Origin of the sequence: Peribacillus sp. B2I2, assembly GCF_041261685.1 — a bacterium.
GTDB lineage: Bacteria > Bacillota > Bacilli > Bacillales > DSM-1321 > Peribacillus.
Window position 1 is genome coordinate 1,488,245 of sequence record NZ_JBGCCB010000001.1, and the last position, 17,985, is coordinate 1,506,229.

Below are 17,985 nucleotides of genomic sequence, written 5' to 3' on the forward strand. Positions count from 1 at the left end.
ACATATTTGATCCAGCTGGTGGTAAAATCTATAAAAGTTATTGTTTATTTGGAAAGGATGCGGAAATTGGGCCAAGCGTTGGATAGTACAAAAGTGCAGAATAAAAAATTGAAACGCCCCTTCATTTTAGCTGCCATCATGTTGGCTATGTTTATGAATGCTATTGAAGGAACGATCGTTTCGACGGCCATGCCGGCCATTGTAAGTGATTTAGGTGGTTTTTCACTTTACAGCTGGGTGTTTTCAGGTTATTTGTTAATGAACGCCGTGACAGTCCTGATATATGGAAAGCTATCGGATATTCTCGGTAGAAAACCTGTCCTATTATTTGGCATCGTTGTTTTCTTAATTGGCTCCCTTCTTTGCGGCTTTGCCAATTCCATGACGGAACTCATCATTTATCGCTTTGTACAAGGTTTTGGGGCGGGGGCTGTAGCTCCTGTAGCTTCAACGATTGTTGGTGATATCTATAAAAATGAGGAAAGGGCACGCGTTCAAGGGTACCTATCAAGCGTTTGGGGCATTTCGGCGGTCATGGGACCAGCTTTAGGCGGCTTGCTCGTTGAATCCCTGACTTGGAAGCTTGTATTCTGGGTTAATATCCCTCTGGGCTTACTAGCCTTTATTGGAATTTGGTTTTTCCTTCATGAAAATATCGAAAAGAAAAAACGTGATATCGATTACATCGGTGCAACGCTATTGACGTTATCCATATCCACTCTTATGGTGATACTCGTAGAAGGAGGAGTAAAATGGTCATGGGCTTCAGCTCCGGTCATTTCCTTGGCATTAGTGGCCATCATCGCCTTCAGCTTATTCATTCGTCAGGAAAAGAAAGCTGCCGAACCAATGATGCCATTTGAACTCTGGCAGGAGCGCTCCATCCTGATTGCGAATCTTGTATCTTTGACTACAGGGGTTATGATGATTGGATTATCAAGTTTCCTCCCAACATTCGTACAGGGTGTGATGGAACGCTCGCCTACGGTAGCTGGTTTTACATTGACGGCCATGTCAATCGGCTGGCCGATCGCATCAATGGTTTCAGGCAGGTTATTGATGAAAATAGGATTCAAATCTACCTCCCTCCTTGGAGGGTGCTCATTGATCCTTGGGAGTTTGATCCTCGTATGGATGAAGCCTGAAGCAGGACCCCTTATTGCTGCCATGGGATCCTTCTTTGTCGGCGTAGGGATGGGATTGACTTCTACTTCATTCATTGTCGTCATTCAAAAGACCGTCAGCTGGGAACGCAGGGGTATTGCAACAGCTTCCAATATGTTCATGCGGAATTTAGGAAATACGGTAGGTGCTGCATTACTTGGAGGAATCATGAATACGAGACTTAAAGCCTATTTAAACGAGCATGCACCAGCAGGCTCGGGGGTGACGATAGATACGGCAAATAAGCTGTTGAACAATGAGGAACGTATGTCGCTTCCTAAAAGTGTGGTAAAGGTTTTGCAGGAAGGACTTACATTATCTTTACAGACGATTTATCTAATTGTTCTATTCTTCTCCGTTATCAGTTTCATATTACTTACGAGACTAAGAAAGAATAAGGAGGCAGGAGAGGGTAAGGCAGACTCATAAAAGGAGCTTGCCATTGAATGTAAAGGAAATGCGACTCGGAGTATCAATTGCCGGAAATATGATTGTCAAAGGATATTCACTCCGTTTCTTTTCCCTTGTATTATAAGCGGACTTTGTTGATAATTAAATTTAAAATAAATTAAATCATCATGCTAGGAATTAATTATCAAGAGGTTGGTGTGTATGTCATTTTCGGAATTTCATTTATTATCCGTACTTGCTCAGGAAATGAATATGAGAAAAGCTGCTGAACGGTTGTTCGTTTCCCAACCGGCTTTATCACAGCGTTTACAATCAATAGAAAAGGATTGGGGTTCGAAACTGTTTCTGCGTTCACAAAAAGGGCTGTCGCTGACGCCTGCAGGAGAAGCGGTAATTCGTTTGGCCAATGAGGTTATAGAAAAAGAGGAAAAGGTCAGGGAAAGTATCCAAGCCATGGATCATGAAGTGTATGGAACTTTGAAAATAGCCTGTGCCTCGATTGTCGGTCAAAATTGGCTGCCGCAAGTATTGAAAAAGTTCGTCCAAAAATATCCGTATGCCAAAATTTCATTAATCACTGGCTGGAGCAGTGAGATTTTAAAGTCTTTGTATGAAGGACAAGTACATATTGGCATCATAAGGGGGGCCCCGGATTGGAAAGGGGTAAAGCAGCATTTATTTACTGATATGCTTTATTTGGTGGATACTGAAATGAAGGAACTGAATCAAGTGTTCGAAACGGACCGCCCATTCATTCAGTTTAAAAGCGATTCGAATTATTATCAGGAAATTCAGGACTGGTGGCATAGGCAATTTAAAACGACACCAAGAAACACCATAGTCGTGGATCAAATCGAAACATGCAAACAAATGGTGTTCAATGGTATCGGATATGCGATCCTTCCAGCCATCACATTACATGATAAAGATACGAATGTTTTTAAAATCCCTCTTCTAGATGGACATAACCACTCAATCGAACGAGATACATGGCTTTGCGGCTATGAATCTGCCTTCCAGTTAAAGCAAGTCCAAGCATTCACGGAAGTGGTGAAAGAACATATTCGCGACCAAGGAATGTTATAGATCCGCTGATGAAAATGTCAATGGGGCAGAATAATATATTAGAGTGACATTCAACTTGTCTTGCAGGCAGTTGTCTGGTAAATTTAAAACGAGTAATGATACATATTTAGGAGGTTTTTCCCGGAATGAATAAAATGGATGCGAACGAAATTATTTCTTTTATTTCAAATAGTAAAAAATCTACACCAGTAAAGGTCTATGTCAAAGGCGATTTAGAAGGCATGGATTTTGGTCCAGCTTCGAAAACTTTCATTACAGGTAATACAGGGGTTGTATTCGGTGAGTGGTCTGAAGTCGAAGAAGCAATCAAGGCAGCGGGAACAAAAATCGAGGATTATGTTGTTGAAAATGATCGTCGTAACTCTGCCATTCCTTTATTGGACCTAAAAGGCATCAAAGCCCGTATCGAGCCTGGTGCAATAATCCGTGACCAAGTATCGATCGGTGACAACGCAGTGATCATGATGGGGGCATCAATCAATATTGGCTCGGTCATTGGTGAAGGTACAATGATTGACATGAACGCAATACTTGGCGGACGTGCTACAGTGGGTAAAAACTGTCACGTAGGTGCAGGTGCAGTTTTGGCAGGTGTCATCGAGCCACCTTCGGCCCAACCGGTCATTTTGGAAGACGATGTTTTAATCGGAGCTAATGCGGTCGTTCTTGAAGGTGTGAAAATCGGTCAAGGATCAGTCGTGGCAGCTGGTGCAGTTGTAACGAAAGACGTTCCGCCTTACTCCGTGGCTGCTGGTATACCGGCGAAGGTCATTAAACAAATTGATGAAAAAACCAAATCAAAAACAGAAATCATGCAAGAACTTCGTCAACTATAATTTCTTAGTGAATATTGCCTGAAGCGTGGATAATTATATCCACGCTTTCTGTATAGGGAGGGAATAATGTGAAAATAAATCCTTTTGCCGAGATCCGGCGTGATTTGCATCAAATACCGGAGATAGGATTTAAAGAATTCAAGACGCAGCAATACCTATTGAATTACATAACGAATCTGGCCCAGGAGCGAATGGAAATAGAAACCTGGCGAACAGGGATATTCGTGAAAGTGAAGGGAAGGAACCCGCGGAAAATGATTGGCTACCGGGCTGATATAGATGGTCTGCCGATAAAAGAGGAAACTGGACTGCCTTTCGCATCCAATCACGAGGAATATATGCATGCCTGCGGCCATGATTTTCATATGAGCATCGGTTTGGGTTTATTGACATATTTCACCGAAAATCCGATCGATGATGACATACTATTCATTTTCCAGCCTGCAGAAGAGGGTCCTGGCGGAGCTGAACCGATGCTTAAATCGGAAACCATGAAAAAATGGAAGCCGGATATGATCCTTGCTTTACATATTGCTCCAGAGTATCCAGTTGGAACGATTGCTGTTAAAGCAGGGCTTCTATTTGCCAATACATCTGAATTATTCATCGATTTGAGAGGGAAAGGGGGGCATGCAGCCTATCCGCATGAAACAAAAGACATGGTCATCGCAGCCTGCTCACTTGTAGGGCAGCTACAAACCATCGTTTCCAGGAATGTTAATCCGCTTGATTCAGCTGTCATTACAGTTGGGAAGATTACTGGAGGCACCGTTCAAAATATTATTGCGGAGACAGCGCGTTTAGAAGGCACAATACGCACCCTTAACCCCGAATCGATGGTAAAGGTCAAGTCAAGAATAAAAGCGCTTGTGGATGGGATACAAGTTGGTTATGAGTGCTTAGCAGAAATAGACTATGGTGCGATGTATCACCAGGTGTATAATGAAGAACGGTTGACCCGGGAATTCATGGAATTTACAGAGATGTCCAACGCTGTTCATTTACATCGCTGTACTGAAGCGATGACGGGTGAAGATTTTGGATATATGCTAAAAGAGATACCTGGCTTCATGTTTTGGCTAGGGGTTTCATCGGAATACGGATTGCACCATGCTAAGTTAAGTCCTGATGAAAGCGCGATTGAACTCGCGATTAACCATTTAACTGAATATATAACATTTAAAGGAAATGAATCTTAAAAAATGCTTTTCAGAACTGAACATGCTCTAAAGAGAGAACGAATGATGTTGGAGGGCTTATTGTGAAAAAAGAATTTGCGGTAATTGGACTTGGCCGTTTTGGAGGCAGTATAGTCAAGACATTAGCTGAAGAAGGATTAGGGGTTCTGGCTATCGATGCAGACGAAGATCGAGTGAATGAATTTGCCAGAATAGCTTCACATGCCGTGGTAGGGGATACGACGGATGAAAATGTGCTGAGAAACATAGGCATTCGTAATTTTGATCACGTCATTGTAGCGATTGGAGAGAATATTCAAGCCAGTATATTGACGACTCTCATGCTTAAGGAATTGGGTGTCGGAAATGTTACGGTAAAAGCGCAAAATGATTATCATGAGAAGGTTCTTCGGAAAATCGGGGCAGACTTTGTGGTGCACCCCGAACGGGATATGGGGAGAAGGATTGCCCATAATATCGTCTCCAATAATATTCTCGATTATTTGGAGCTTTCTGATGAACATTCCATCGTCGAAATTGTTGCAAGCCAAAAGATGAATGGAAACTCAATATTTGACCTTGATATTCGCGCTCACTATGGGTTGAACATCGTTGCGATTAAAAGAGGGAACGAAATAAATGTCTCCCCACAGGCAAGCGATTTAATTCATAAAGGTGATATATTGATTGTCATCGGGGCCGATTCAGACATCAATCGCTTTGAAAAAAAAATTGTGGAATAAGCAAGGCGTATCATAAAAAAGCCCAGCCATCAATGGCTGGGCTTTTTTATGATTATTGGACCTCCATGATGATCGGTAGGATCATAGGACGGCGTTTAGTTTTTTCATATAGGAATGGAGATAAAGTATCTGTAATTTCATTTTTAATTTCAGACCATTGTGTAGTTTTGCGATCCATCACCTTATTTAAATGCTTGGTGATCAAGGATTGAGCATCGCTGATCAGGTCTCCTGATTCTCTCATATAAACAAATCCGCGTGAGATGATGTCAGGTCCGGATGAAATTTTGAATTCCTTCATATTTATGCTGACAACGACAACCACAAGGCCTTCCTCGGAAAGAATCCGACGATCACGCAGCACGATATTACCGATATCCCCGATGCCGCTTCCATCGATATAAACCGAACCTGAAGGGATTTTACCAGCGATTTGTGCCGTGTTTTCACTTAAGGAAAGTACTTCACCATTGTCCATGATAAAGCAATTTTCTTCCGGAACACCGCAATCGACTGCATGGCGGGCATGGAGTTTTTGCATCCGGTATTCACCATGGATTGGCATGAAGAATTTTGGCTTTATCAAACGAAGCATTAGTTTTTGTTCCTGCTGTCCACCATGTCCTGATGTATGAATGTCATTCAAAGGACCTGAAATGACTTCTGCTCCAGCACGATATAATTGATTAATCGTTCTGGAAACACTGATTGTGTTACCGGGAATAGGTGAAGAAGAAAATACCACAGTATCACCAGGAATTATTTGAATTTGACGGTGAGTGCCATTCGCTATCCGCGACAGGGCTGCCATTGGTTCACCTTGGCTGCCTGTACAAAGGATGGTTACTTTATTTGCAGGCATACGATTCAATTGCTGTACATCAATAAATGTATCTTTAGGCGCTACGATATATCCAAGATCTTGGCCAATTGCTATGGCTGAATCCATGCTACGTCCAAAAACAGCTATTTTACGGCCATTAGCCACTGCTGCTTCCACAACTTGCTGAAGGCGATGGATGTTCGATGCAAACGTTGCAAAAATGATCCGGCCGTCAACCTTACGGAAAATGTCTTGAATGGTATCGCCGACACGGCTTTCGGACATAGTAAAGTTTTGCACTTCACTATTTGTGCTATCTGAGAGTAAGCACAATACGCCTTCTTTACCGATTTCAGCCATCTTTGTCAAGTTTGCAGGCTCACCCACAGGTGTGAAGTCGAATTTGAAATCACCAGTATGGACAATTTGTCCAGGTGGGGTTTTTACGACGATTCCATAAGAATCAGGGATACTGTGAGTTGTGCGGAAGAAAGAGACGGAAGTCTTCCGGAACTTGATCACTTCATCTTCACTGATTTCAATCATGGTTGTCTGACGTAAAAGGCCGTGTTCTTCCAATTTATTACGAAGTAACCCAAGAGCTAGCTTACCGCCGTATACTGGTACATTCACTTTTCTAAGTAAATATGGAATCCCGCCAATATGGTCTTCATGGCCGTGCGTAATGAAAACACCTTTAATTTTATCTACATTTTTCTCTAAATAGCTGTAATCTGGAATCACATAGTCAATACCGAGAAGTTCATCTTCAGGAAATTTAATTCCAGCATCAATGACGATGATCTCATCTTGAAACTGAACAGCATATGTGTTCTTACCGATTTCGCCTAAACCGCCCAGGGCGAATACAGCTGTTTGATCGTTTTTTACAAATTTCATAAATTATAGCTCCAATACTTTGTAATCTTCATTTTGTTTTTCATATTCTAAATATGCTCCAGTTACGGGTAGTACGATTTCTACGTTATAAGGTTCTTTTTTTAATTTTAAACGGACGTCACGAACGGATTCACCTTCGATAAACACTGTTTTAGTATTCTCCCTGATGGGAACCTCTGCTATGGTTACTTGATAGTATACCTTAAAAACCATTTTAATCTCTCCTCACTTGTTTGCATTGCTTTTTTCATTATATATAAAAACAACAATTTTTTCATGTTTTTCAACATCATGTAAAAATAAACCCAGCTCCGCCATAAAAACGGAAGGGGTTTTGATGAATTAAATATACCAATGTCTAAAAAGTATATAAAAAAATAGATGGCCGATTCGGGTATCAATCCAATTGTAGCTTCCTCTATCTTATATCCTATCCGTTTTTACTATGTGTGAAACTTAAATCGATAAAGAAAAGTTTCTGCCGGCTTGTTTTTATGCAAAAAACGGTTACTCACTTTATCTAATTTAAATGGGGTCTTTGTTCGCAAACGATTTCTTTCTTAATTAATATAGTACCACCGGGTACAGCGTTTCATGAACAGACAACGACTCATATTTTGATTGAATATGTATTCACCTGGCCATTCAAGCCAAGATAGAAAGAATGCTTAACAAGAACTTTACAACAAGGAAGAAGCCCTCCGCAAGTTTTTGAAGGGCTGTCCGAAAAAAATTCGCATTTGGATGACGGCCAAGGCAGGATATGAGTGGCAGATCATGCGATAGATTTTTTTCTTAAAAGATCATTCCACTGTTTAACAAGCTTTTTACGAAGCTTTTTTAACATGGCGATCACGCTCCCTTAGTTATTATTGTATAGGATTATTCAATAATGTAAATATGTCTTTACAAGTACTTGGCCCATTTTTGAAAAAAAAGGCTCATTCTTACAGGTGACTGTGATTTTAGGGGCAAGAAGGACGGAGAAGTGTATTTTGGAAAACCTGCGTTGAGTTCTATTAGGAATAGTATATGCTCATTAGTGAATAAAAAACGTAACTTTGAGGGAAATCCGCTAGAGTTACTTGACTTATCTTGATGACAATTATTAAATGGGTACATATTAAAAATGAATGAATTGGAAGTGAATCGTTAGTGAAAATCGTATTTTTTGATATTGACGGAACATTGCTCGATCATGAAAAAAAGTTACCTGCTTCAACGAAAAAAGCCATAAAGCAACTACAGGATAGCGGGGTTTTTGTAGCGATTGCCACAGGAAGGGCTCCATTCATGTTCGAGTCTTTAAGGGAAGAGCTTGGCATTGATACATTCGTAAGTTTCAATGGACAATACGTTGTTTTTGAAGGGAAAGTGGTTTATAAAAACCCTTTGAGCATACCTGAGATAAAGCGGCTTCACGAACATGCTGAAAATAATCAAATACCGATCGTTTTCATGAATGAGGAGACAATGAAATCGAGTGTTCCACATCATGGCAGAATTGAAGAAGCATTAAGCACCTTGAAGTTTCCACACCCTGAACATGTGGCAGACTTTTATGAGGACCATGAAATATACCAAGCCTTATTATTCTGCTCGGAAGATGAAGAAGGGAACTATGTTGGGAAATATGATGACTTTCACTTTATTAGATGGCATGAATACTCGACGGATGTACTTCCATTCGGGGGGTCAAAAGCAGAAGGCATTAAAATATTAATGGAAAAAGTCGGGTTTGCTCTAGAGGATGTTTACGCCTTTGGAGATGGCTTAAATGATATAGAAATGTTAAAAGTAGCAGGATATGGCGTGGCAATGGGGAATGCCGGTCAACTTGTGAAACAAGAGGCCGACTTTGTAACGAAGGATGTCGATGATGATGGCATACTTTTTGGTTTGAAGGAACTTGAATTGATTTAAAAATAAAAACTCCCGTCAACCAACAAGACGGGAGTTTTTGTCGCTTATTAGGTTACCTTTCCACCGCAATGGAATTTTCCGGAACGGCATAGGGGTCTTCCTGATTGATATGATCATAAAACATGATTCCATTTAGATGGTCGATTTCATGTTGAAAGCAAATGGCTGCGGTGCCTTTTAGACGGAGTTGAACCGATTTCCCTTCCAGGTCAGTACCCACGACGGTTATTCGAGCATAACGTGGTACATAGCCGGAAACGGGGCGATTAACGGAAAGACAGCCTTCTCCGCTTGTCAAGTATGCTTTTTCCACTGAATGGCTAATGACTTTAGGGTTGAAAAGTGCATAGCTATACAGTTGATCATCTTTTTCTTTCAAATGAACCGCGATCATCCTTTTTGAAACATTGACCTGTGGTGCAGCCAAGCCAATTCCTGCCCTTAACCCGTATAGGGCAGCAATATCGGGCTTCTGGCTGTTTTGGACATATTCAATCAAACTGGCTAAAAGTCGCTTATCTTCATCTGATGCCGGAAGTGGAACCTCTAACGCGACTTTCCTTAATATTGGATCGTCTTCATGAACAAAGTCATCCATAGTAAGCATGATCTATCACCCCATATATTCTTATAATATGTATAGGGTCATTTTAACAAAAAAAGTGCTGAAAGTTAATGGATTGGTCTAGTGAAAGTGTAATGGGAGGGATGGAATCAGTCGATAAATTCCTATCCCAGCCATTATTTTTATTTGCGTGTTGAGATTTTTAAAAAATTTTTAATCAATTTTTGTGAATCAGGGTAAATAGATAACATATTCGGGTAAAGGTATAGTAATTATCTGTTTAGCATAAACAAGCGCCGACAATGATGAGCAGAATGAACAGGACAATGATCAGGGCGAAGCCGCTTCCAAATCCGCAGCCGCCACCTTGGTCACCATAACCAAAGCTGGGTGCAACGGAAACCGGATAACAACACTCCTGGTTGTAACCTCCATACATAATTTCATACCTCCGTTTTTGTTTTATTAAAATGTTGACCACTCTGATTTGAAACGGTCCCTACAGCCTATGCAGTATGGTTTAAAGGGTGTAGGCTAGAGCCCAGTAATGATAAATTCATGTTCGGAATATGATTAGTGCAAGTGTCCGTGCATAAACAGAAATTTAAAGAAATATGAAACTTCAAGAACTATCAGAAGGAGCTGTCTATGTTGAAGAGTTTTGGTCCATATGTTATTTTACTTCTTTCATTAGTGATCTTGACCGGTTGTTTTAACGGTTCACCTGAAGAAAAGATCCATAAGATCCTGGAGAAAACTGCTGAAAAGGAAAATAATTTCACCGAGCATCAAGAGCCGCTTAATGATTTGGAGAAAAAGGAAAAAGAAAAGTATGAGAAAATCATTGAACTTGGATTGGATGAGTATGAACAAATCGTCGAGATTTCAGATGAAGCAACCAAGAATATCGACCAACGGGAGGAAATAATAGAAAAGGAACAAAGCAGTATGCAATCCTCAAAAGAACAATTCAATAAGATAGGTGAACAAATCGGGAAAATAGAGGATGAAAAAGTTAAAAAAGAAGCGGCTGACTTGAAAAAGATCATGAGTGAGCGTTATAGCACCTACGACAATTTGTATGATGCCTATCAACAAAGTCTGGCTTATGATCGTGAATTATATGAACTGTTTAAAAAAGAGGATTTGAAAATGGATGAATTACAAGGGCAAATCGAGAAAATCAATACCTCTTATGCAAAAGTTTTGAAGGCGAATGAACAATTTAATGCATTAACGGAAAAATCCAATCAAAAAAAAGAAAGTTTTTATGATAGTTCCGGCATAGAAATGGCTGATTCTACAAAATAATATAATAAAGATGGGCTGTGATCCTCAATCACAGCTCATTTTTTGTGCATCCAGTTCATTTATAGACTAAAAAATTTTAGAATAGTTTTTTTGTCGAAACAAGTGAATGTAAAATTTTCAGTACCTGTACTAAAAAAAAACGTTAATAGAGAATCTAACAGCTGACTGATATGAAAGCGTTTGAGTATTTTTTCGTAATATTATCTTAAAGGCTCAAATGCCTGTAGTTAATGCGGTTTTGGAATCGATGGGATCGACGGAGGATTTGAAATATTATTCGTCGTCATCCCTAAAATGATAAATACGGGAAATTTAATAGTACAGTCGTAAAACGAAAACTAATACAGAGAAGAAGTTTTAGTGTTGGAAATTCTATTAAATCAAAAAAATAAGGAACTCCAAGTGATTGACTTGATGTTAATTCATCTTGTAAACTTAATCTATAAAAGTTCTTGTATCATTTTCCTTGATTTTTTTTATGGTACAGAATAAGATTGAGACATATTAAGCATATCCACGTTTGAGGGATTGGTCTTAAGGGAAAAATAAAAGAATGTATTGTTGAAGAAACTAAAAAGCAAACTATTTTTGCTTTATAGAATAATAATAGCAAACCTTTTTAATGAAAGGATGAGGTGCCAAAATGGCTCAAAAAACTAAACAAGCTAAAATTAATGTTCAAGATCAGCTTAAGAAAGTGGAAGATCAATTTGAAACTTTTCAAATTTTAAATGAAGAGGGAGAAGTCGTTAACGCAGCGGCAATGCCTGATTTAAGTGATGAACAACTGCAAGAATTAATGCGTCGTATGGTTTATACCCGCATCTTGGATCAACGTTCTATATCACTGAACCGCCAAGGAAGATTAGGGTTCTATGCACCGACTGCCGGTCAAGAAGCTTCTCAAATCGCTTCACAGTATGCTTTGGAAAAAGAGGATTTCATTCTTCCTGGATACCGTGATGTGCCGCAAATCGTTTGGCACGGCCTGCCGCTATGGCAAGCATTCCTATTCTCCCGTGGACATTTTAAGGGAAATCAAATTCCTGAAGACGTCAATGTTATTTCGCCTCAAATCATTATCGGCGCTCAATATATCCAAGCTGCCGGAGTGGCTCTTGGATTGAAGAAACGCGGAAAAAAAGCTGTTGCCATCACATATACGGGTGACGGTGGAACATCTCAAGGTGACTTCTATGAGGGTATTAACTTTGCAGGTGCATTTAAAGCGCCAGCTATCTTCATCGTGCAAAATAACCGTTTTGCAATCTCGACTCCTGTTGAATTGCAATCAGCATCAAAAACTTTAGCCCAAAAGGGTGTGGCTGCAGGTATTCCTGGCATCCAGGTTGATGGTATGGATGCATTGGCCGTTTATACAGTTGTTAAAGAAGCACGTGAACGTGCAATTAATGGTGAAGGTCCTACATTGATCGAAACATTAACTTACCGATATGGACCACATACGATGGCTGGGGATGACCCGACACGTTACCGTACTTCCGATATGGATAATGAGTGGGAACTAAAAGATCCATTGGTTCGTTTCCGCAAGTTCTTGGAAAACAAAAAACTTTGGAATGAAGAATTAGAGAACGAAACAATAGAAAAAGCAAAAGACGATATTAAAGAAGCAATCAAAAAGGCTGATGCAGAACCTAAGCAAAAGGTTACAGACCTTATTGAGAACATGTATGAAGAAATGCCTTATAACTTAAAAGAACAATATGAAATTTATAAAGAGAAGGAGTCGAAGTAAGCCATGGCTCAATTGACGATGATTCAAGCAATTACAGAAGCATTACGTACAGAACTTAAAAATGACGAGAATGTACTCGTTTTTGGAGAAGATGTTGGTCTTAATGGGGGAGTTTTCCGTGCAACGGAAAATCTTCAAAAAGAATTCGGTGAAGATCGTGTATTCGATACACCACTTGCTGAATCTGGAATCGGTGGATTAGCGGTTGGTCTTTCTTTACAAGGTTTCCGTCCTGTTCCTGAAATTCAATTCTTCGGGTTTATATATGAAGTAATGGATTCCGTAAGCGGTCAGCTTGCTCGTATGCGCTACCGTTCAGGGGGACGTTACAGTGCGCCGGTTACAATTCGCTCACCTTTTGGAGGCGGAGTGCACACTCCGGAAATGCACGCTGATAGCTTAGAAGGTTTAATGGCTCAGCAACCAGGGTTAAAAGTAGTAATCCCTTCCACTCCTTACGATGCAAAAGGCTTATTGATTTCAGCGATTCGTGATAATGACCCAGTCATTTTCCTTGAGCACATGAAATTGTACCGCTCATTCCGTCAGGAAGTTCCTGAAGAGGAATATACAATTCCATTAGGAAAAGCGGATGTGAAGAGAGAAGGAACGGATTTATCCATTATTACGTATGGTGCGATGGTACAGGAATCCATCAAGGCAGCTGAAGAATTGGCTAAGGATGGTCATTCCGTCGAAGTGGTCGACTTACGGACTGTATCTCCATTGGATATTGATACAATCATTGCTTCTGTAGAAAAAACTGGACGCGCTATCGTTGTTCAAGAAGCCCAAAAGCAAGCTGGTATAGCAGCGAATGTTGTCGCTGAAATTAACGAACGTGCCATTTTGAGCTTGGATGCTCCAGTACTGCGAGTGGCTGCTGCTGATACGGTATTCGCGTTTTCACAAGCTGAAACAGTATGGCTCCCTAATTATAAAGACATTATTGAAACGGCAACTAAAGTCTTGAAGTTTTAACAATCTTAAGTAATGGGAATGAACGTCCTGCTAGTGAAAGTGATTTTGCATTAACGGTAATGCAAGATAAAGGACTTTATTCAATGCACTAAGTATGATTTAATATAGGAGGTTGAACTCAGTGGCATTCCAATTTAGACTCCCTGATATCGGAGAAGGTATACACGAAGGTGAAATAGTGAAATGGTTTGTAAAACCAGGAGATAAGATACAAGAAGATGACGTGCTTTGTGAGGTTCAAAACGATAAGGCCGTTGTTGAAATCCCATCACCAGTGGAAGGTACCGTTGAAGAAATCCTTGTTCAAGAAGGAACGGTTGCCGTTGTTGGCGATGTACTTGTAACATTCGATGCTCCAGGATATGAAGATCTTCAGTTTAAAGGGGATCATGGAGAAGAAGCGAAGGCAGAAGGTGGAAAGGATACGGAGGCCCAGGTTCAAGCAACTGCTGAAGCTGGACAGGAAGTCAAGAAAGAGGCTGCTCCGGTTCAAGAAAATAGTGCAGAAACGGGCGCGGGATCACAACCACAGGTTGAGGCGGATCCTTCACGACGTATTATCGCCATGCCTTCTGTTAGGAAATATGCACGCGAACAAGGGGTAAATATTCGTGAGATTTCTGGTTCTGGAGATAACGGCCGCATCATGAAAGAAGACATCGATGCTTTCAAAAACGGCAAAACGGCTCCACAGCAACCAGCAGCTCAAAGTGAAGCTTCACAACAAAATGATAAGGAAACAACCGAAAAACAAAAAGTTTCGATTCCAGAAGGACAATATCCTGAAACTCGCGAGAAAATGAGCGGTATGAGAAAAGCTATCGCCAAAGCAATGGTTAAATCCAAACAGACTGCTCCACATGTAACATTGATGGATGAAGTCGATGTGACGCTACTAGTTGCTCACCGTAAGAAATTCAAGGAAATTGCTGCAGAAAAAGGAATCAAGCTTACATTCCTACCTTATGTTGTTAAAGCGTTAACAAGTGCATTGCGTGAATTTCCTATGCTTAACACATCATTTGATGATGAGGCTAGTGAGATTATCCATAAACACTATTACAATATCGGAATTGCGGCAGACACAGACAAAGGACTGCTTGTTCCAGTTGTAAAAGATGCAGATCGTAAATCAACTTTTGCCATTTCACAAGAAATTAATGAATTAGCGACGAAAGCTCGTGACGGTAAATTGGCTCCTAACGAAATGAAAGGTGCTTCTTGCTCCATTACGAATATCGGTTCCGCAGGCGGTCAATGGTTCACACCTGTAATCAATCATCCAGAAGTTGCCATTCTAGGGATTGGACGCATTGCCGAAAAAGCAATTGTACGCGACGGGGAAATTATCGCCGCTCCAGTTCTGGCATTATCACTGAGCTTTGATCACCGCATGATTGATGGAGCAACTGCTCAGCATGCATTGAATCATATCAAAAAGTTATTGAACGACCCAGAATTATTGTTAATGGAGGCGTAAACAATGGTAGTAGGAGATTTTCCAATCGAAACAGATACTTTAGTGATCGGTTCAGGCCCAGGGGGATATGTTGCCGCAATTCGCGCAGCACAGCTTGGACAGAAAGTAACGGTCGTTGAAAAAGGAACAATCGGCGGAGTTTGTTTGAATGTAGGCTGTATCCCATCGAAAGCTTTAATCTCGGCGGGACACCGTTTCCATGAAGCTCAGCATTCAGAAGACATGGGTATCTTTGCAGAAAAAGTTACTGTTGATTTTTCTAAAGTACAAGCTTGGAAAGGTACTGTTGTAAAAAAATTAACAGGCGGTGTAAGCAGCCTGTTAAAAGGTAATAATGTTGAGGTTGTAACTGGGGAAGCTTATTTCGTTGATGAAAACAGCATCCGTGTTATGAATGATGACTCAGCCCAAACATATACATTTAAAAACGCAATCATCGCTACTGGTTCATCGCCAATCGAGATTCCGTCATTTAAATATACGAAACGAGTACTTAATTCCACTGGTGCCCTTGCTTTGGAAGAAGTTCCAAGTTCTATCGTGGTAATCGGCGGAGGTTACATTGGTACCGAGCTTGGCGGAGCATTCGCAAGTTTTGGCACTAAAGTGACCATCCTTGAAGGTACGGAAGAAATTCTTTCTGCAGGCTTTGAAAAACAAATGGCAGCTCTTGTTAAACGTAACCTTAAAAACAAGGGTGCTGAAATTGTTACCAAAGCAAATGCTAAAGGCGTGGAAGAAACTGAAACAGGCGTAACCGTTACTTATGAAGTAAAAGGCGAAGAGAAAAAAGTTGAAGCCGATTACGTTTTAGTAACAGTTGGACGTCGTCCTAATACTGCAGAAATCGGCTTAGAACAAGTTGGAATCAAAATGACTGACCGTGGTTTGATTGAAACGGATAAACAATGCCGTACAAGCGTGAAAAACATTTACGCAATCGGTGATATCGTTTCTGGACCTCAGTTAGCTCATAAAGCTTCTTATGAAGGTAAAATTGCAGCTGAAGCCATTGCAGGTCATTCATCTGAAATCGACTATCTTGCCATTCCGGCTGTTGTATTCTCTGAACCGGAACTAGCTTCTGTCGGTTATAATGAAAAAGAAGCGAAGGAAGCTGGAATCGAAGCGCTTGCTTCTAAATTCCCATTCGCTGCAAATGGACGTGCTCTTTCATTAAATAATACGGACGGATTTGTGAAGCTTATCACTCGCAAAGAAGACGGATTGGTTATAGGAGCACAAATTGCAGGACCAAACGCATCTGATATGATTGCAGAACTTGGTTTAGCTATCGAAGCGGGAATGACTGCTGAAGATATCGCGATGACAATCCATGCACATCCAACTTTAGGGGAAATCACTATGGAAGCAGCTGAAGTTGCCCTTGGAACTCCTATTCACATCATTAAGTAATTGATTTTAAAAAAAAGCGTACTGCATTAGGCAGTACGCTTTTTTGTATTGGCAAGAAGATGAAAATGAAGGATTACTCCTAATTCATTATTTTCTTTACACTAGTTAAATGAAAAGGACAAAAAGGGCATAAGCTATAAAAAGGACTTCTAACTTTTTTCCTTGAAAGGGTTTTAAAAAGGTAATAGAGGATAAAAAATAGGATGAGCGATGTTTGCTAAAGGATATTTTTTGCCAATAAAAAGACTATGGCTGATGTATTCATATTAAAATGGGGTGGATCACTTGAAAAATTATCTGGTAATCCTCTTTCAACTAATCGTTTGGAGTGGGTATACATTAGTTGAATGGCTGTCTGTTAATGATCGATTTGTTTTCAAAGTATTCATGTTTCTGGTCTTTTCTTATTTAGCCATTTACATTGGCAAAATGATTTTAAAGTCCAATAAGCGAACCATGCTTGTTACCGTGATAAGCCTATTATGTTATGGGATTTTACAAATCCTTTTGGAAACGTTAGTACCCATTTATTGAATTTTGTTCGTATGGCCAGCAACGACACAAGAAGCAACGGAGGAACCATGATTAACAGAGTATTAGTATTACTTACATCTATATCATTTTTCTTGATGGCTTGTAACGATCACAATCCCAATCAAACCGAAAATGAGAATCAAGAAAGTGTGGAAACGGCAGCAACAGTTCAAGATGAAAGCCAGCCAGAAAAAGATCTGAAAAAAGAAACATCAAAAATAAATCTCGTAGGGAATGTAAAGGCAGAATATCGGGTGAACAAAGATAATTGGTCATTTAAACCCATTGGGGATGCAAATCCGAAAGTTGTGTTGTTAACCTTTGATGATGCACCTGATTAATATTCGCTGGAAATTGCCAAAACCCTTAAGCGACTTGAAGTACCTGCGATTTTTTTCGTGAACGGTCACTTTCTTGAAAAAGATGAAAATAATGCGATGCTAAAAGTAATTCATGATATGGGTTTTTCTATCGGTAATCATACGTATTCCCATGTAAATGTAAAAGAATTGACTGAAAAGGAACAAGAGAGGGAAATCGTTAAATTGAACAATTTGGTTGAAGGCATTATAGGTGAACGCCCTAAGTACTTCAGGGCGCCTTTTGGATTGAAAACCGATCATTCAAAAAAAGTTGCTGAGGAAGAAAACATGTTGGTCATGAATTGGACATATGGATATGACTGGGAAAAAGAGTATCAGGATAAAAAAGCTTTAACTGATATCATGTTGAACAGCTCATATTTAGGAAATGGTGCGAACTTACTGATGCATGACCGGAAATGGACGAGTGAAGCGATAGAGGATATCGTGAAAGGTTTTCAAAAGAAAGGTTATAAGTTCCTTGATACAAAATTAATTGAAACGCCTGCATGA

At 40.1% G+C, this 17,985-nt stretch carries 18 protein-coding genes; 14 read left to right on the forward strand and 4 right to left on the reverse strand.

Going from position 1 to position 17,985, the window contains the following annotated elements; all coding sequences use genetic code 11:
- Positions 1-57 precede the first annotated feature (57 nt).
- From ABIE66_RS07570 to ABIE66_RS07590, 5 genes are all read left to right on the forward strand, one after another.
- Positions 58-1,593 (forward strand): MDR family MFS transporter, encoded by a 1,536-nt coding sequence (locus tag ABIE66_RS07570; protein WP_370014337.1) that lies wholly within the window; start codon positions 58-60, stop codon positions 1,591-1,593.
- A gap of 183 nt (positions 1,594-1,776) precedes the next feature.
- Positions 1,777-2,661 (forward strand): transcriptional regulator CcpC, encoded by an 885-nt coding sequence (locus ABIE66_RS07575; RefSeq protein ID WP_289324276.1) that lies wholly within the window; start codon positions 1,777-1,779, stop codon positions 2,659-2,661.
- Positions 2,662-2,786: 125 nt separating this feature from the next.
- Complete coding sequence (dapD, locus tag ABIE66_RS07580; RefSeq protein ID WP_289317295.1) at positions 2,787-3,497, forward strand: 2,3,4,5-tetrahydropyridine-2,6-dicarboxylate N-acetyltransferase; 711 nt, start codon at positions 2,787-2,789, stop codon at positions 3,495-3,497.
- Positions 3,498-3,571: 74 nt separating this feature from the next.
- Positions 3,572-4,696, forward strand: a complete 1,125-nt coding sequence (locus tag ABIE66_RS07585) for an N-acetyldiaminopimelate deacetylase (protein WP_370016998.1) — start codon at positions 3,572-3,574, stop codon at positions 4,694-4,696.
- A 62-nt stretch (positions 4,697-4,758) separates the two neighbouring features.
- Positions 4,759-5,418, forward strand: coding sequence for a potassium channel family protein (locus tag ABIE66_RS07590; RefSeq protein WP_063231996.1), 660 nt, complete (start codon positions 4,759-4,761; stop codon positions 5,416-5,418).
- Positions 5,419-5,470: 52 nt separating this feature from the next.
- Here ABIE66_RS07590 and rnjA read toward each other — a convergent pair whose 3' ends face one another.
- The gene (rnjA, locus tag ABIE66_RS07595) at positions 5,471-7,141 is read right to left on the reverse strand and encodes a ribonuclease J1 (RefSeq protein ID WP_289324277.1); all 1,671 of its coding nucleotides are present in this window, start codon (positions 7,139-7,141) and stop codon (positions 5,471-5,473) included.
- Positions 7,142-7,144: 3 nt separating this feature from the next.
- Complete coding sequence (locus ABIE66_RS07600) at positions 7,145-7,354, reverse strand: DNA-dependent RNA polymerase subunit epsilon (RefSeq protein ID WP_289324278.1); 210 nt, start codon at positions 7,352-7,354, stop codon at positions 7,145-7,147.
- Positions 7,355-8,296: 942 nt separating this feature from the next.
- Here ABIE66_RS07600 and ABIE66_RS07605 point away from each other — a divergent pair.
- Positions 8,297-9,064 carry a Cof-type HAD-IIB family hydrolase gene (locus tag ABIE66_RS07605; protein ID WP_289324279.1) on the forward strand — a complete coding sequence of 256 codons (768 nt, stop codon included), beginning with the start codon at positions 8,297-8,299 and terminating at the stop codon, positions 9,062-9,064.
- Positions 9,065-9,116: 52 nt separating this feature from the next.
- Here ABIE66_RS07605 and def read toward each other — a convergent pair whose 3' ends face one another.
- Positions 9,117-9,671, reverse strand: coding sequence for a peptide deformylase (gene def / locus ABIE66_RS07610; RefSeq protein ID WP_370014338.1), 555 nt, complete (start codon positions 9,669-9,671; stop codon positions 9,117-9,119).
- A gap of 238 nt (positions 9,672-9,909) precedes the next feature.
- The gene (locus tag ABIE66_RS07615) at positions 9,910-10,068 is read right to left on the reverse strand and encodes a YjcZ family sporulation protein (RefSeq protein ID WP_289324281.1); all 159 of its coding nucleotides are present in this window, start codon (positions 10,066-10,068) and stop codon (positions 9,910-9,912) included.
- 212 nt (positions 10,069-10,280) lie between these two features.
- Here ABIE66_RS07615 and ABIE66_RS07620 point away from each other — a divergent pair, with 212 nt between their 5' ends.
- The 8 genes from ABIE66_RS07620 to ABIE66_RS07655 all read left to right on the forward strand — a co-directional run bounded on the left by ABIE66_RS07620 (position 10,281) and on the right by ABIE66_RS07655 (position 17,985).
- Entirely contained in the window at positions 10,281-10,940 is a 660-nt protein-coding gene (locus tag ABIE66_RS07620; protein ID WP_289324282.1) for a YkyA family protein, read from the forward strand.
- A gap of 643 nt (positions 10,941-11,583) precedes the next feature.
- Positions 11,584-12,699, forward strand: coding sequence for a pyruvate dehydrogenase (acetyl-transferring) E1 component subunit alpha (gene pdhA / locus ABIE66_RS07625; protein ID WP_289317288.1), 1,116 nt, complete (start codon positions 11,584-11,586; stop codon positions 12,697-12,699).
- A gap of 3 nt (positions 12,700-12,702) precedes the next feature.
- Positions 12,703-13,680: an alpha-ketoacid dehydrogenase subunit beta gene (locus tag ABIE66_RS07630; protein ID WP_289324283.1), complete on the forward strand. Its 978-nt coding sequence runs from the start codon at positions 12,703-12,705 to the stop codon at positions 13,678-13,680.
- A gap of 121 nt (positions 13,681-13,801) precedes the next feature.
- Positions 13,802-15,160, forward strand: a complete 1,359-nt coding sequence (locus ABIE66_RS07635) for a dihydrolipoamide acetyltransferase family protein (protein WP_289317287.1) — start codon at positions 13,802-13,804, stop codon at positions 15,158-15,160.
- Positions 15,161-15,163: 3 nt separating this feature from the next.
- Positions 15,164-16,576, forward strand: a complete 1,413-nt coding sequence (gene lpdA, locus ABIE66_RS07640) for a dihydrolipoyl dehydrogenase (RefSeq protein ID WP_289317286.1) — start codon at positions 15,164-15,166, stop codon at positions 16,574-16,576.
- A gap of 276 nt (positions 16,577-16,852) precedes the next feature.
- The gene (locus tag ABIE66_RS07645) at positions 16,853-17,110 is read left to right on the forward strand and encodes a hypothetical protein (RefSeq protein ID WP_353957684.1); all 258 of its coding nucleotides are present in this window, start codon (positions 16,853-16,855) and stop codon (positions 17,108-17,110) included.
- A complete protein-coding gene (locus tag ABIE66_RS07650; protein WP_370014339.1) occupies positions 17,107-17,451 on the forward strand; it encodes a hypothetical protein in 345 nt (114 codons plus the stop codon). The genes ABIE66_RS07645 and ABIE66_RS07650 overlap by 4 nt, the downstream gene beginning before the upstream one ends.
- Before the next feature lie 12 nt (positions 17,452-17,463).
- Positions 17,464-17,985, forward strand: coding sequence for a polysaccharide deacetylase family protein (locus tag ABIE66_RS07655; protein ID WP_353957937.1), 522 nt, complete (start codon positions 17,464-17,466; stop codon positions 17,983-17,985).

What these genes read in the sequence shown, in the direction of transcription:
- ABIE66_RS07570 (WP_370014337.1), top strand. Translation starts at nt 58, where the DNA reads ATGCGGAAATTGGGCCAAGCGTTGGATAGTACAAAAGTGCAGAATAAA.
- ABIE66_RS07575 (WP_289324276.1), top strand. Translation starts at nt 1,777, where the DNA reads ATGTCATTTTCGGAATTTCATTTATTATCCGTACTTGCTCAGGAAATG.
- dapD (WP_289317295.1), top strand. Translation starts at nt 2,787, where the DNA reads ATGAATAAAATGGATGCGAACGAAATTATTTCTTTTATTTCAAATAGT.
- rnjA (WP_289324277.1), bottom strand. Translation starts at nt 7,141, where the DNA reads ATGAAATTTGTAAAAAACGATCAAACAGCTGTATTCGCCCTGGGCGGT.
- ABIE66_RS07600 (WP_289324278.1), bottom strand. Translation starts at nt 7,354, where the DNA reads ATGGTTTTTAAGGTATACTATCAAGTAACCATAGCAGAGGTTCCCATC.
- def (WP_370014338.1), bottom strand. Translation starts at nt 9,671, where the DNA reads ATGCTTACTATGGATGACTTTGTTCATGAAGACGATCCAATATTAAGG.
- ABIE66_RS07615 (WP_289324281.1), bottom strand. Translation starts at nt 10,068, where the DNA reads ATGTATGGAGGTTACAACCAGGAGTGTTGTTATCCGGTTTCCGTTGCA.
- pdhA (WP_289317288.1), top strand. Translation starts at nt 11,584, where the DNA reads ATGGCTCAAAAAACTAAACAAGCTAAAATTAATGTTCAAGATCAGCTT.
- ABIE66_RS07630 (WP_289324283.1), top strand. Translation starts at nt 12,703, where the DNA reads ATGGCTCAATTGACGATGATTCAAGCAATTACAGAAGCATTACGTACA.
- lpdA (WP_289317286.1), top strand. Translation starts at nt 15,164, where the DNA reads ATGGTAGTAGGAGATTTTCCAATCGAAACAGATACTTTAGTGATCGGT.